The organism is Amycolatopsis sp. FDAARGOS 1241 (assembly GCF_016889705.1).
In the GTDB taxonomy this organism is placed as follows: Bacteria; Actinomycetota; Actinomycetes; order Mycobacteriales; family Pseudonocardiaceae; genus Amycolatopsis.
The window spans coordinates 1,391,177-1,404,118 of sequence record NZ_CP069526.1; the positions used below are offsets into that span (position 1 = coordinate 1,391,177).

Genomic DNA, 12,942 nt, shown 5'->3' on the forward strand with positions numbered 1-12,942 from the left:
ACCAGCCGGCGGTGGGCGACCCGCCGTTCGCCGGGCGTCTGAGCGGGGAAGCCCACCCGTGGTTCACCCGGGACGGAAACCCGCCACGACCTCCGCGCGCGGCATCGCCGTCAGAGTTCAGCGACCGCGCTGACCAGCCGGTCGACTTCGGCCGCCGTCGTGTACGGAGCGATGCCCGCGCGGACGGCGCCGGCGTCGCCGAGGCCGAGGTGGCGTGAGCACTCGAGCGCGTAGAAGCTCGCGGCCGGAGCGTTGACGTGGTGGCGCGCGAGGTGCTCGTACACGGCCTTCGGCTCGGCGCCGTCGACGGAGAACAGCACGGTCGGGGTGCGCCGGCGGCCCGGCGCGCCGTAGCGGACGACTTTGCCCAGGCCGGCGAGCCCGGCGTCGAGGCGGTCGAGCAGCTCCCGCTCGTGCTGTTCGAGGGCTTCGAGCGACTTGCCGAGCCGTTCACGCCGGGTTCCCTCACCCGGGACGAGGTTCGCCAGGAAGTCGATCGCCGCGGTCGTACCGGCGAGCAGTTCGTACGGGAGCGTGCCGAGCTCGAACCGCTCCGGCACGGTGTCGCTGGAGGGCACGAGCTTGTCGGGGCGCAGCGTCTCCAGCAGTTCGGGCGCGGCGGCGAGCAAGCCGAGGTGCGGGCCCAGGAACTTGTACGCGGAGCAGGCGTAGAAGTCGGCGCCGAGCTCGGCCAGGTCGACGGGCGCGTGCGGGGTGAGGTGCACGCCGTCGACGTAGCTGAGCGCGCCGGCTTCGCGCGCGTTCGCCGTGATGGCGGGGACGTCGGGGCGCGTGCCGAGGAGGTTGGACGCCGCGGTGACGGCGACGAGCCGTGTCTTGTCCGTGAGCAGCTCGGTCACGGCCTCGACCGGCAGCTCGCCCGTCTGCGGGTCGAACTCGGCCCACCGGACGGTGACGCCACGGGCCTGCGCGGCCTGGACCCACGGGCGGATGTTCGCGTCGTGGTCCAGCTTGGTGACCACGACCTCGTCGCCCGGCTGCCAGGTCTTCGCGAGGGCGCGGGAGAAGTCGTAGGTCACCTGGGTCATGCTGCGCCCGAAGACGACGCCCGCCGGGTTCGCGCCAAGCAGGTCCGCCACTGCCTGGCGGGCGTCGCGGACGATGCCGTCGGCGCGGCGTTCGGCCGGTGTGACGGTGCCCCGGTTCGCGATCGCGGAACACAGCGTGGTGGCGACGGCCTCGCCCACCACGTCGGGCACCTGCGAGCCACCGGGCCCGTCGAAGTGCGCGGCTCCTTCTTCGAGGGCGGGGAAGTGCTTGCGGATCGCGTTCACGTCGTAGGCCACGCGGCCAGCATGCCAGGGCGGAGCGGGAGTCGTCGGTCGGCTTGTGCCGTTCGGCGGGTGAGACGACCGGTCATATACTGCGGAGATGCCTCGTCCCAGCGTCCGTGAGGTGATCGTCGACAGCGCGGTCACCGAGTTCCACCGCAACGGGTTCGCCGCGTGCTCCGTCGACACCATCACGCGGGCGGCCGGTGTGCCCAAGGGGTCGTTCTACAACCACTTCAAGAGCAAGGAAGACCTCGGCGCGGAAGTCGTCGCGCGATACGCGGCCTCCTCCGGCTGGCGGGACAGCCACGGTGAGCTCGGTCCGCTCGACACGTTGCGCGCCCGCTTCACAGTGATGCGCGACGTGCTCGAGGACAACGAATACACGCGCGGCTGCCTGATCGGCAACATGGGTGCCGAGCGCGCCGACCACAGCCCCGTCATCCGCGAGCAGGTGGGGGAGAGTCTGACGCACTGGTCGGACAGCATCGCGGAGTCCATCCGCGAAGCCCAGGCTGCCGGCGAGGTTCCCGCCGACCGCGACGCCGATCTCCTCGGCCGGTTCGTCCTGGACGCCTGGGAGGGTGCGATCATTCGCACCAAGGTGGCCAAGAGCGCCGCCCCGCTGGACGATTTCTTCGCCGTGGTCTTCGGCTCCCTGCTCTGAAAGGTGCGCCCTTGCTCGCCGACCTGGTCGAGACCCTGCTGGCCCAGCCCCTGCCCTGGCCCATCGTCCAAGCCGGCGACCCGGTCCTGCGCACTCCCGCGGCGCCCTACGAAGGGGAGCTGAGCGCTGCCGCGCTGGCGGGCTTGATCGAAGGCATGAAGGAGACCATGCACGCCGCGCCGGGCGTCGGTCTGGCCGCTCCGCAGGTGGGTCTGCCGGTGCAGCTGGCCGTGGTCGAGGACCGCGCCCACGAACGGCCGGTACCCGCCGAGGTGCTCGAGGCGCGCGGCATCGCGCCGTTGCCGTTCCGCGTCCTTGTCAACCCGCGCTACACCCCGCTGGGTGCCGAGCGCGCCGCGTTCTTCGAGGGCTGCCTGAGCGTGAGCGGTTGGCAGGCTGTGGTGGCCCGGCCGTTGCGCGTCCGCCTGCAGGCACTGGACGAAACGGGCGCCGCCGTCGACGAAGAGCTCTCCGGCTGGCCGGCCCGCATCGTCCAGCACGAAACCGACCACCTGGCCGGCATGCTCTACCTGGACCGCGCCGAGCTGCGGTCCCTGTCCACCCACCAGGCGGTTTCCCAGCGCTGGGCCCAGCCGACGGCCGAACTCGCCGCGAAGGAGCTGGGCTTCGACCTGCCCTGAGTCTCGCTGACGCCCGACGGGCGCTGCTGGCCGGCAGTCTTCAGTGGCCTTCGCCGAGTGCGTGATCCTGCCCGCTCGTTGCTTCGATGTGCGGCAGCGCCAGGCTTTGTCGACTGCCGATCAGCTCGAGTTGGGCGTTGTCGCGCGCTCGCTGCCGGGGCTCGGCCCGAGCCAGTCGCGTTGCCGACGCCACTGGTGGGATGCGCGTGCCGTGCCTCCGCCTTCTGCCCCGGCCGAACCTCCCGTCCGCCGGAAGACCTGCGGCAAACTCCCATCCCGTCGCATTGACACGATCTAAGACGACCGGTCATATTCGACCCATGACAACCTACCGCGCCCTCCAAGTCACCAACTCCCGCGAGTTCTTCCTCACCGACCGCGAGCTCACCGCTCCCGAACCCGGCCACGTCCGCCTCAAGGTCGAGTACTGCGGTGTCTGCCACTCCGACGTCCTCGCCGTCGAGGGGCTCCGTGCCGACCCCACCGCGCCGGTCGTGCCCGGGCACGAGATCGTCGGCGTGATCGACGCCGTCGGCGAGGGTGTGCGCGCGTGGCACGTCGGCGAACGGGTCTCGTCGGGTTCCTCGGCGGGCACTGCGGGGAGTGCGACTCCTGCCGCCGCGGGGACTTCGTCAACTGCACCGACCAGCCGCGCACCGGCACGGACATCGACGGGGGCTACGCCGAATACGCCTACGCCCGCAGGAGCGGCCTCGTCCGCGTCCCCGCCGGACTGTCCTCTTCGGACGCCGCGCCAGTGCAGTGCGCCGGCATCACCACCTACAGTGCGTTGCGCGACCTGAACGCCCGGCCGGGCTCGCTCGTCGCGATCCAGGGCATCGGCGGGCTGGGGCACCTGGGTGTGCAGTACGCGAAGGCGCTCGGCTACCGCGTCGCGGCCATCGCGCGCGGCACCGACAAGGCGGAACTCGTCGCGCAGCTCGGCGCGGACGAGTACGTCGACGGCACCGGCGTCGACCCCGGCCAGGCGCTGCAGAAGCTCGGCGGCGCTGCGGCCGTCGTCGCGACGGCCGCGAGCGGTTCGTCCATGTCGCCGCTGGTCGCGGGTCTCGCGCCACGCGGGAAGATGGTCGTCGTGGGTGCCGGACAGGATCCGATCTCCGTCGCCACGCCGGACCTCATCTTCGGCACGCACACCATCACCGGCAGCCTCACCGGCTCGGCGATCGAGAACGAGGACAGCCTCGCGTTCGCCGCCACCCGCGGAGTGCGGCCGATGAACGAGGTCGTCCCGTGGACCGACGCCCCGCAGGCCTACGAGCGCATGATGTCCGGCAAGGCCCGGTCCCGCGTCGTCCTCGACCTGGCGGCGTGACGCGCCGGTGGTGACCGGCGGCGAGTTCTGGGGCGTGAAGGGCCTCGGTCGGTACCCGCACCCGTGCTGATTCCGGCGGATTCGCGACGTCGTGGTGCGACCACCGGTTTTTGTCGGTACCCGCTGCTAGCGTCCTCCGCATCTGGTTCGAACTGGGAGGAATCACGTGGAATCGTTGCAGGACAAGGCAAAGGTGTTCAGAGCGCTGCACGGCGAGCCGATGGTGGTGCTGCCGAACGCCTGGGACGCGGGCAGCGCGGCGGTCATCGAACACGCCGGCGCCAAGGCCATCGCCACCACGAGTGGTGGTGTTTCGTGGGCACTCGGCCGCGGCGACGGCCAGGGGCTCACGCGCGCGGAGATGACGGAGGCCGTACGGCGGATCGCGTCGGCGGTGTCGGTGCCGGTGAGCGCCGATGTCGAAGGGGGTTATGGCCCGGGCCCGGCCGACGTCGCCACCACCGTCACGGAGATCATCGGCGCCGGCGCGGTGGGGGTGAACCTGGAGGACTCGCGCGCGGGCACGCTGTCGTTGTTCTCCTCAGCCGAGCAGGCCGCACGGTTGAAGGCAGCTCGCGAGGCCGCGGTGGCGGCGGGGTTGCCGGACCTGTGGCTCAACGCGCGCACGGATGTGTACCTCTTCGGCGTCGGCGAGCCTTCGGGACGGTTCGACGACGTCGTGACTCGCGCGCGGGCGTACGCGGAAGCCGGCGTGGACAGCATTTTCGTGCCCGGCTTGGTGGACCTCGCGGTGCTGCGCGAGCTCACGGCGGCGTCACCGATCCCGGTGGCCGTGATGGCGTGGCCGGGTGCGCCGTCGGTGTCGGAGTTCGCCGCGGCGGGCGTGCGGAGGGTGACTGTGGGAACGGCGCTGGCGCAGGGTGCGTACGCGGTCGCGCTGCGGGCAGCGCAGGAAATGCTCGGGGAGGGCAAGTACGACGAGCTGGGCGCGGGCGTCGACTTCGGCACGCTGAACGGCTTGTTCACGTGACGCACTTCGATCCGAGCGAGGTGAGCGCGATGTGACGAGCGCCGTGTCGCCGACCGTCGGGACGGCCGGCGGCGATACTGAACCGCGTGGAGGTCAGCGAGGAGACGGTCCAGGCGGACGACGCCTGTCGCATGTGGACAGCCGACCTCGGCGAAGGTGAGCCGCTCATCCTGTGTCACGGCGGCCCGGGACTGTGGGACATGTTCGGGGTCCTCGCGACGTCGTTGGCACCGCGGCTGCGCGTCATCCGCTGGGACCAGCGCGGCTGCGGCCGGTCCGAACGGCGCGGCCCGTACTCGCTCGCCCGCGCGGTGCTGGACCTCGACGCCGTGCGCCGCCACTACGGGCTCGATCGCGTGGCCGTCCTGGGTCACTCGTGGGGCGCGACCTTGGCGCTGCGCTACGCCCTCGCCCACCCGGCCCACGTGACGAAGCTCGTCTACGTGTCCGGCACCGGCCTCGGGCGGCGCCGGCACCCGGAGTACGAGCGAAACCTCGCCGCCCGCTTGGGCCCCACCTTGCCCCGCGTGATGGAACTCCGCGCCCGACCCCGCACGGCCGCCGCAGGCCGCGAACTCGCGGTCCTCCAGTGGTCCGCAAACTTCTCGGATCCACACACGGCCCTCACCCACGCCGAACAGATGGCCGACCCGTGGTTCCGCATCAACTACGACTTCAACGCCACCATCAACGCCGCCGAACGCGCTACCTCCGACGACGCAGACATCCTCGCGGCAGCGTGTGCCCTCCCCACCCCACCCTCATCCTCGACGGCGCCGACGACATCCGCCCCGCTGGGCTGTCGACTCCCTGGCCGCCGCTCTCCCGGCCTCCTCGGCGCGTGGTCTTGCCGGATGTCGGCCACGTGCCGTGGCTCGAAGCGCCGGCGCAGTTCGCCGCTGCCGTGCTGGACTTCCTCACCTCGCGGTGATGCGCGGACCCGCGCTGCGATCGTCGTCCGTCCGGGCCGGGGACGGGACCGGTGTTGGCACGCCGGGGTCCCTCACCGGAACGAACGCGGGGGCCGAATCTTTGGGGTTGCGCTGCAGCAGGCCGATCCGCAGGCAGTGAGTCCCTGGCCGCCGCTCTCCCGGCCTCTCGGCGCGCGGTCTTGCCGGATGTCGGCCACGTGCCGTGGCTCGAAGCGCCGGCGCAGTTCGCCGCTGCCGTGCTGGACTTCCTCACCTCGCGGTGATGCGCGGACCCGCGCTGCGATCGTCGTCCGTCCGGGCGGGGGACGGGACCGGTGTTGGCACGCCGGAGTCCGCCACCGCAACGGACGCGCGGGCCGAGGCTTGCGGACTGCTCAGCCGCGCGTGAGTCCTGCAGTGCTTACGGCGGGTGCGCTGGCGGAGCTGAGCGCGGCGGTGGTGACGCCGCGTCGGCGTTCCGCGCGGCGGGGCGTCAGGTCGGGAGGCGGTTGATCGCGTGGTCGCCCGTTGCCCAGAGGTACTGGACGGCGTATGCGCGCCACGGTTGCCAGCGCGTCGCGTGCTTGGTCAGGGCAGCGGGGGACGTGGGCAGGTCCAGGGACGCCGCCGCGAGCTTGACGCCGAGGTCGGTGGGGACGAAAGCGTCCGGGTCGCCGAGGGCGCGCATGGCGATGGTTTCTACCGTCCACGGGCCGAAGCCCGGCAGGGCGGACAGCTGCGCTCGCGCGCGGGACCAGTCGCCGCCCGGGGAGAGGTCGAGGGTGCCGGACGTCAGGAGGTCGACGAGGGCCAGCAGCGTCGTGCGGCGGGACTGCGGCATGGCGAGCGTCGCCGGGTCGAGTTCGGCCAGGTCCGCGGGGCTGGGGAACAGGAACTCCAGGCCGCCCTCGGGGTCGTCGATCGGTGTGCCGTGCGCGGCGACGAGGCGCGCGGCGTGCGTCCGCGCGGCGGCCGTCGACACCTGCTGGCCCAGCACGGCGCGCACGGCGAACTCCTCCGGCTCCGTCGTCCGCGGCACGCGGCGGCCCGGGCTCTTCGCCACGAGCGGCGCCAATGCCGGATCCTCGGCGAGCTGCGCGTCGACAGCCACGGGATCCGCGTCGAGGTCCAGCAACCGCCGGCACCGCGCGATGGCCGCCGCGAGGTCCCGCAGATCACTCAGACTCAGCCGGCAGGCGACGTGCTCGGGCGTCGGCCGCAGCGACACCACGCCGTGGCCGTGCGGGAGCCGCAGCGTCCGCCGGTACGCCCCATCCCGCCACTCCTCGACCCCCGGCACCGCCGTCGCCACCAGATGCCCGAACAAGTTGTCCGGACACAACGGCGCCCGGAACGCCAACCGCACCTCCACCACACCCGGCGCGCCCTGCTCACCTGCCGGAACACCACGCACCCCCACGCCCGGCCGCCCTCCCGGCGACACACCGCCCTCGTCGCGCCGGCCCATGACAGCTTCAGCCCTCGCAGCCACCCGAGCCCCCCGCCGTTCCGCCGGCGGCTTCGCCGCACCCCCGCCGCTCGACCTAGACGATGCGGCGGTAACCCGTTGACCTGTCGATGCCGGAGCGGTGCCCTCGCCGCTCGACTCCGGGGCTCTTGCCGGTGCCGCATCACCTCGTGCACCCCGCCGGCCCGTGGCCGATGCCGGAGCAGCGTCCTCGCCACTCGACGCTGACAGCGCGGCGGAAACTGGTCCATCCGCCGATGCCGGAGCGGTGCCCTCGCGGCTCGAGCGTCGGGCCTCCGCCAGCGCCGTGTCACTTCGCGCGCCCGGCCGGGCTGTCGCCGATGCCGGAGCAGCGTCCTCGCCGCTCGACTCTGCGGGTTCGGCAGTCACTAGTCCACCCGACTGCCCACCCGACGTTGGCGGATCGGTGTTGTCGCCGTTCGAACCTGGAGCCGTCGCCGGCGCCGCGTTACCCCGTGGGGCCTGCCGGCTTGTCGGCGCTGGCTGAGCAGTGCCCTCGCCGCTCGACTCTGAGGGTGCGGCGGTGACTTGTGCACCCGACGTTGGCGAAGCACCGTCGTCGCCGCTTGAACCTGCTGCCTGCGCTGCGCTGCCCCGTGCGGCCTGGCGGCTTGTCGCCGATAGCGGAGCAGCGCGCTCGCCGCTTGACGCTGGTGACGTGGCGGTGACCCATGCACCCGAATGCGCACCTGCCGCTGGCGAAGCAGCGTCGTCGCCGCTCGAACCTCGAGTCGCTGCCTGCGCCGCGTTATCTCCTGCACCCGGCTGGCCTGTCGGCGGCCTCGGAGCGGGGGCCTCATCGCCGGAACCCCCGGCCGCCGCCGCGTCGCCCCGCCGGCCCCGGCGCCCCGCCGGCGACGCACCGATCTCGTCACGCCACCCCTCGACCGCGCCGGAAGTACCCGCACTCGCCGAAGCGGTGACCCGACCCCGCACGGAACCCGAAGCACCAGCTCGCGACCTCAACTCGCTGGGCGTCAGCCCGAACACCGACCGCACCGTGTCGTTGAACGTGCGGATGCTCGAGAAGCCCGCGGCGTAGGCGATGTCGCCCATGGGCATCGCTGTGGTCTCGACCAGCAGGCGTGCCGTGGAGGCGCGTTGGGCGCGCGCGAGGGCGAGCGGGCCGGCCCCCAGCTCGGTGAACACCTGGCGTTCGAGCTGCCGCACGCTGTACCCCAGCCGCGCGGCCAACCCGGCCACGCCTTCGCGGTCGACGACCCCGTCGGAGATCAGGCGCACGGCGCGGGCGACGACGTCGGCGCGTTCGTTCCACTGCGGCGACCCCGGGGAGGCGTCCGGACGGCACCGCTTGCACGCGCGGAACCCGGCCGCCTGCGCGGCCGCCGCGCTGGGGTAGAAGCGCATGTTCTCGACCTTCGGCGGCACGACCGGGCAGCTCGGGCGGCAGTAGATGCCGGTGGTCACGACAGCCGTGTAGAACCACCCGTCGAAGCGGGCGTCCTTGGACTGCACGGCGCGGACGCAGCGTTCGGTGTCCTCATACACGCCCGCCAGTGTGCCCGGCGGCACCGACAAGAACCTCGCGAAAAAACGACATCACCCTGACGAGGACCGTTCCCGATCGCTGAAACACGAAAACCGGATACCCGGTGATGATCACCACCCAGGTGCTTGTGCGCCGTTCCAAGATCGCTATAGTTTTCCGCATTTGCGCGAATTCTGGGCTTGTGAATTGGGGAAGTGCTGTCGTGTTCCTGCACGTTCGAAGCCGGCCGTCGGCCGGATTTCTCCGTGGAAGGAAAAACGTAACTCGTCGGCGCCGCTTCGATGCTCGCCATCGCCCCGGCGACCAGCGCGGCCGGAACGGGCGCAGCCGGGCACTTCTGCCTGTTCGAGGGCGACAGCTGCAAGGGTCAGCACATCGAGTTCGCTTACCGCGCGGGCGCCATCGGCCTGTCCAAGACCAACTGGGCGGGCGACAACGGCTTCGTCGCCAATGGCACCAGCTCGATGCAGAACAACACCTCGCACACCGCGAAGCTGTTCGATTCTAACAACTGCACCGGCAAGCAGGGTAAGGAGGTCAAGCCCAACTCGGTCGACGCCGGGCCTGGCCAACAACGGTTTCGGCAACAAGGCGAGCTGTGTTCTGTTCGTCTGATCCTGAGAAAAATGGTATCCACGGAAAAGCAATTCCGGTGACACCATTCGTCGTGTCCGGCGAAGTGATCGACTGATCACCAGCAGTGAGCGGACCTCAGACTTCAACTCGAATTCACCGCGGTGATCGTTTACGGTCCGCCAAGGGACGCACTGCGCCGGATAACCTGCCCGACGCGAGGTCGAGCCGCGCCGGTGACGCAGCGTGAATGAAACGATTCATGCTGCACTGGAACGGCTCGTCACCGACGAACCGCCTGGCTACCATCCCGTCTTGATACGTTTCAACCCCGAATGGCGATGGCACGACTGGTGAAGCCGCCAGCGGGGAGTACACCCACGCGCCGCACCCGTGCGGCCGTCCACCCGTCCCGGCCGCCGGGGTGCCCGCACGCGCCCGAAAGTCGGGACCAGCCTGGATCGGAGCGACGTGGACAACCCGACGCGACGCAAGTTCCTCACCGTCACCGGTGCGGCGGCCGCGCTGGCGCTGGCCGGCACGCTGCCCGGCATCACCGCCTCCGGCGCCACCTCCGTGGACACCGACCGCGTGCCCGGCTACCCGTTCAAGCTCGGCATCGCCTCCGGCGACCCGCTGCCCGACGCCGTCGTGATCTGGACGCGTCTGGCGCCGAAGCCGCTGGACCCGTTCGGTGGCATGAACGACCGCCCGGTCTCGGTGCGCTGGGAGGTCGCCGAGGATGAGCGGTTCCGCCGGATCGTGCGCTCGGGAAACGCGATCGCGCGGCGCGAAGCGTCGCACAGCGTGCACGTGGACGTGCGCGGGCTGCGGCCGTGGCGGGAGTACTTCTACCGCTTCCGCGTCGGCGGGTACTCCAGCCCGGTCGGCCGTACGCGCACGAGCCCGGCCGCGCACCAGTCCGTCGGCGCCGTTTCGCTCGCCTACGCCAGCTGCCAGGCCTGGTACGAGGGCTTCTACACCGCGTACCGCGATATGGCCGCCTACGACCACGACGTGATCTTCCACCTCGGCGACTACATCTACGAGTACGGCGTCGGCGCCGACGGCGGGCTGCGCAAGCAGAACATGGCCGTCGAGTTCACGCGCGAGACCACGACGCTCGACGACTACCGCGGCCGCTACGCCCTCTACAAGACCGACCTCGACCTGCAGGCCGCGCACGCGTCCGCGCCGTGGATCATCACGATCGACGACCACGAGGTCGAGAACAACTGGGCCGGCGACATCTCCGAGAACAACGACCCCGTCGCGCAGTTCCTCGTGCGCCGCGCCAACGCGTTCCGCGCGTGGTGGGAGCACCAGCCCGTGCGCACCACGCAGCTGCCGAACGGGCCGGACGTCCGGATGTACCGCCGCTTCCAGTACGGCGATCTCGTCCGCTTCAACGTCCTCGACACCCGGCAGTACCGGGACGACCAGGCGGCGGGTGACGGTACGAAGGCGCCGAACCCCCAGTCGCTCGACCCGAACCGCACGATCACCGGTGCGGCGCAGGAGAAGTGGCTGCTCGACGGCATGGCCGAGCACTCCGCGCGCTGGGAGGTCCTCGCGCACCAGACGGCGATCGCGCAGCTCGACACCGCGGCCGGCGCGGCCGCGCTGGTGCCGATGGACACGTGGGACGGCTACGTCGCCTCCCGCAAGCGAGTCCTCGGCGGCGCGCAGGAGCGCAAGGTGCGCAACCTCGTCAGCATCGCCGGCGATCTGCACCGCAGCGTCGCGTCCGAGCTGCGGCCCGACTACGCCGACCCGAACTCGCCCGTGGTGGCGACGGAGTTCGTCGGCACGTCGATCACCTCCGGCCAGGACGGCATGGACCTCGACCCGGGCGGCCAGACCATCCTGGACGAGAACCCGCACGTGAAGTTCGGCAACTTCCAGCGCGGCTACGTGCGCTGCGACGTCACCCCGCGTGAATGGGTCTCCGACTACCGCGTTGTCGACAAGGTCTCGATCCCGAACGGCACGGTCACCACGCGCGCGAAGCTCACCGTCGAAGACCGCGTGCCCGCCATCAACGTCCACTGAGGAGTATTCCCATGCAGCGACGTCACCTCGTGGTGGCCGCAGCCGCCGGCGCCGCAGTGCTCGGCGTGGCGCTGGCGACCGCCGCGCAGAGCAGCCCGGCCACGAACGCCACGCAGATCAAGCTTTCCGCATCCCCGTCACAGGTTCAGGTCGTCGGCCTGCCGTGCCTGCCGAGCGCGCTCACGGTCGGCATGACCAGCACCGGCAACGGTTCCGTGTACGCGGACATGCAGCTGTCCGCGCCGAAACCGCTGGTTGTCGACCGGCGCGTCTTCTCGTCGTGGCTGCCCGCCGTGGAGCCGGACCAGCCCGTGACGGTGAAGGTCGGCGTCACGGTCCCGCGCGACGCTCGTCCCGGCCACTACACCGTGGGCCTTTCCGTGGACCACAACGAGTTGTCGGTGCCGGTCGACGTCCTTCCCCTGCCCGGCAAGGGCCCCGGCGACAACCTGCTCCTCGGCGAACAGGCGGTGCCCTCCTCCACGAACGGCAGCTTCTCCCCGTGCGGCGCGGTCGACGGCGACGCGAACGGCGACCACTGGTCTACCGGCACTGGCTGGAACGACGGCACGAAATCCGTCTTCCCCGACAACTACGCCGTCAACCTGCCCGCCGCCACGACCATCTCCCGCGTCGTCACCGACACCCTCGACTCCACCAAGTACCCGGCCCCCAAGTACGGCCTCCGCGACTTCGACGTTCAAGCCCACGTGTCGGGCGCCTGGGCCACCGTCGCCTCCGTCCGCGGCAATACGGTGGGCTCGGTGACATCGACCTTCGCCCCGGTCCAGGCGGACGGGGTGCAGGTCGTCGCCCTGGACTCGAACGACCACGCGTACTCGCGGATCGTCGAACTGCAGGCCTTCTCCAGCTGACGTCCGGTTCCCGGCTCTGCTGCCCGCGGAGCCGGGAACCGCCCGTGCCCCGAACCGTCGCATGACGGCGACGTGGATAACGTGCCCGCCGTCTCGCGACTGAACTTGCCTCTGGGGGCTCATGGCGGTCGACGGCAATGCCGCATACGGCCGAGCCGTCCACTGGCTCCGTTTGCCCGCTGGCTGGAGGGCTGGTGCCTCGCTCCGTGCGTGCTGTTCGGACCACACAGCCCCCGCCGCCAGTCGCTGATCAGTATCGCGGTGGGCATCCGCGGCCGGCGCTGGTCGGGGCGGGCGGGTAGCCGGCGGGCGATGCGGCCACTCCGCCACCGGCCCGCCACCTCAAGGCGCGGACCGTCTGTGGCCTGGACGGAGAGGCGTGGTGGGTCGTTTCGCAGGTCACGTGCCGCTGCGGGCGCTCACGCTGGTCACGGCGCAACCTGCGGCCGATCGGCTGCGCACTCCATCGCTGATTCAACCCATGCTCGACGATCGCCCGCACCACCGAATCCGCGGCCCGTGTGCCGGTTTTCGGCCGGCCGCGCCGACCGGCGGCCGGCTGACGGGCCGCATGAGGCTGTAGGTCCCACCCGGTTGCCGGTTGC

The 12,942-nt window shown here is 71.3% G+C and carries 9 protein-coding genes and 4 pseudogenes; 10 read left to right on the forward strand and 3 right to left on the reverse strand.

Going from position 1 to position 12,942, the window contains the following annotated elements:
• Positions 1-110: 110 nt before the first annotated feature.
• Complete coding sequence (locus tag I6J71_RS06835; protein WP_204093942.1) at positions 111-1,307, reverse strand: cysteine desulfurase-like protein; 1,197 nt, start codon at positions 1,305-1,307, stop codon at positions 111-113.
• An 85-nt stretch (positions 1,308-1,392) separates the two neighbouring features.
• Between I6J71_RS06835 and I6J71_RS06840 the strand changes: the two genes are divergently transcribed.
• From I6J71_RS06840 to I6J71_RS47750, 7 genes and pseudogenes are all read left to right on the forward strand, one after another.
• Positions 1,393-1,959, forward strand: coding sequence for a TetR/AcrR family transcriptional regulator (locus I6J71_RS06840; RefSeq protein ID WP_204093943.1), 567 nt, complete (start codon positions 1,393-1,395; stop codon positions 1,957-1,959).
• An 11-nt stretch (positions 1,960-1,970) separates the two neighbouring features.
• Complete coding sequence (locus tag I6J71_RS06845) at positions 1,971-2,600, forward strand: peptide deformylase (RefSeq protein ID WP_204093944.1); 630 nt, start codon at positions 1,971-1,973, stop codon at positions 2,598-2,600.
• Positions 2,601-2,920: 320 nt separating this feature from the next.
• Positions 2,921-3,261, forward strand: a pseudogene (locus I6J71_RS50365) (alcohol dehydrogenase catalytic domain-containing protein); the annotation flags it as partial.
• Between the two features lie 201 nt (positions 3,262-3,462).
• Positions 3,463-3,936 carry a zinc-binding dehydrogenase gene (locus tag I6J71_RS50370; RefSeq protein WP_370542197.1) on the forward strand — a complete coding sequence of 158 codons (474 nt, stop codon included), beginning with the start codon at positions 3,463-3,465 and terminating at the stop codon, positions 3,934-3,936.
• Positions 3,937-4,102: 166 nt separating this feature from the next.
• Positions 4,103-4,927, forward strand: coding sequence for an isocitrate lyase/phosphoenolpyruvate mutase family protein (locus I6J71_RS06855; protein ID WP_204093945.1), 825 nt, complete (start codon positions 4,103-4,105; stop codon positions 4,925-4,927).
• A 200-nt stretch (positions 4,928-5,127) separates the two neighbouring features.
• Positions 5,128-5,532, forward strand: a pseudogene (locus tag I6J71_RS47745) (alpha/beta fold hydrolase); the annotation flags it as partial.
• Positions 5,533-5,666: 134 nt separating this feature from the next.
• On the forward strand, positions 5,667-5,858 hold the full coding sequence (locus tag I6J71_RS47750; protein ID WP_239155651.1) for an alpha/beta fold hydrolase: 192 nt from the start codon (positions 5,667-5,669) through the stop codon (positions 5,856-5,858).
• 473 nt (positions 5,859-6,331) lie between these two features.
• Here I6J71_RS47750 and I6J71_RS06865 read toward each other — a convergent pair.
• Together I6J71_RS06865 and I6J71_RS06870 are read right to left on the reverse strand one after the other, a co-directional pair.
• Positions 6,332-7,222 (reverse strand): annotated as a pseudogene (locus I6J71_RS06865) (DNA-3-methyladenine glycosylase); the annotation flags it as partial.
• 1,059 nt (positions 7,223-8,281) lie between these two features.
• Positions 8,282-8,836, reverse strand: a pseudogene (locus I6J71_RS06870) (bifunctional transcriptional activator/DNA repair enzyme AdaA); the annotation flags it as partial.
• Positions 8,837-9,118: 282 nt separating this feature from the next.
• Between I6J71_RS06870 and I6J71_RS06875 the strand changes: the two are divergent.
• From I6J71_RS06875 to I6J71_RS06885, 3 genes are all read left to right on the forward strand, one after another.
• Positions 9,119-9,493, forward strand: a complete 375-nt coding sequence (locus tag I6J71_RS06875; RefSeq protein ID WP_204093946.1) for a peptidase inhibitor family I36 protein — start codon at positions 9,119-9,121, stop codon at positions 9,491-9,493.
• 388 nt (positions 9,494-9,881) lie between these two features.
• Complete coding sequence (locus tag I6J71_RS06880; protein WP_239154485.1) at positions 9,882-11,462, forward strand: alkaline phosphatase; 1,581 nt, start codon at positions 9,882-9,884, stop codon at positions 11,460-11,462.
• Positions 11,463-11,473: 11 nt separating this feature from the next.
• Entirely contained in the window at positions 11,474-12,337 is an 864-nt protein-coding gene (locus tag I6J71_RS06885; protein WP_204093947.1) for a hypothetical protein, read from the forward strand.
• Positions 12,338-12,942 lie beyond the last annotated feature (605 nt).

Excerpts from the sequence above, each read along its gene's own strand:
- I6J71_RS06885 (WP_204093947.1), top strand. The coding sequence starts at position 11,474 with ATGCAGCGACGTCACCTCGTGGTGGCCGCAGCCGCCGGCGCCGCAGTG.
- I6J71_RS06840 (WP_204093943.1), top strand. The coding sequence starts at position 1,393 with ATGCCTCGTCCCAGCGTCCGTGAGGTGATCGTCGACAGCGCGGTCACC.
- I6J71_RS06875 (WP_204093946.1), top strand. The coding sequence starts at position 9,119 with ATGCTCGCCATCGCCCCGGCGACCAGCGCGGCCGGAACGGGCGCAGCC.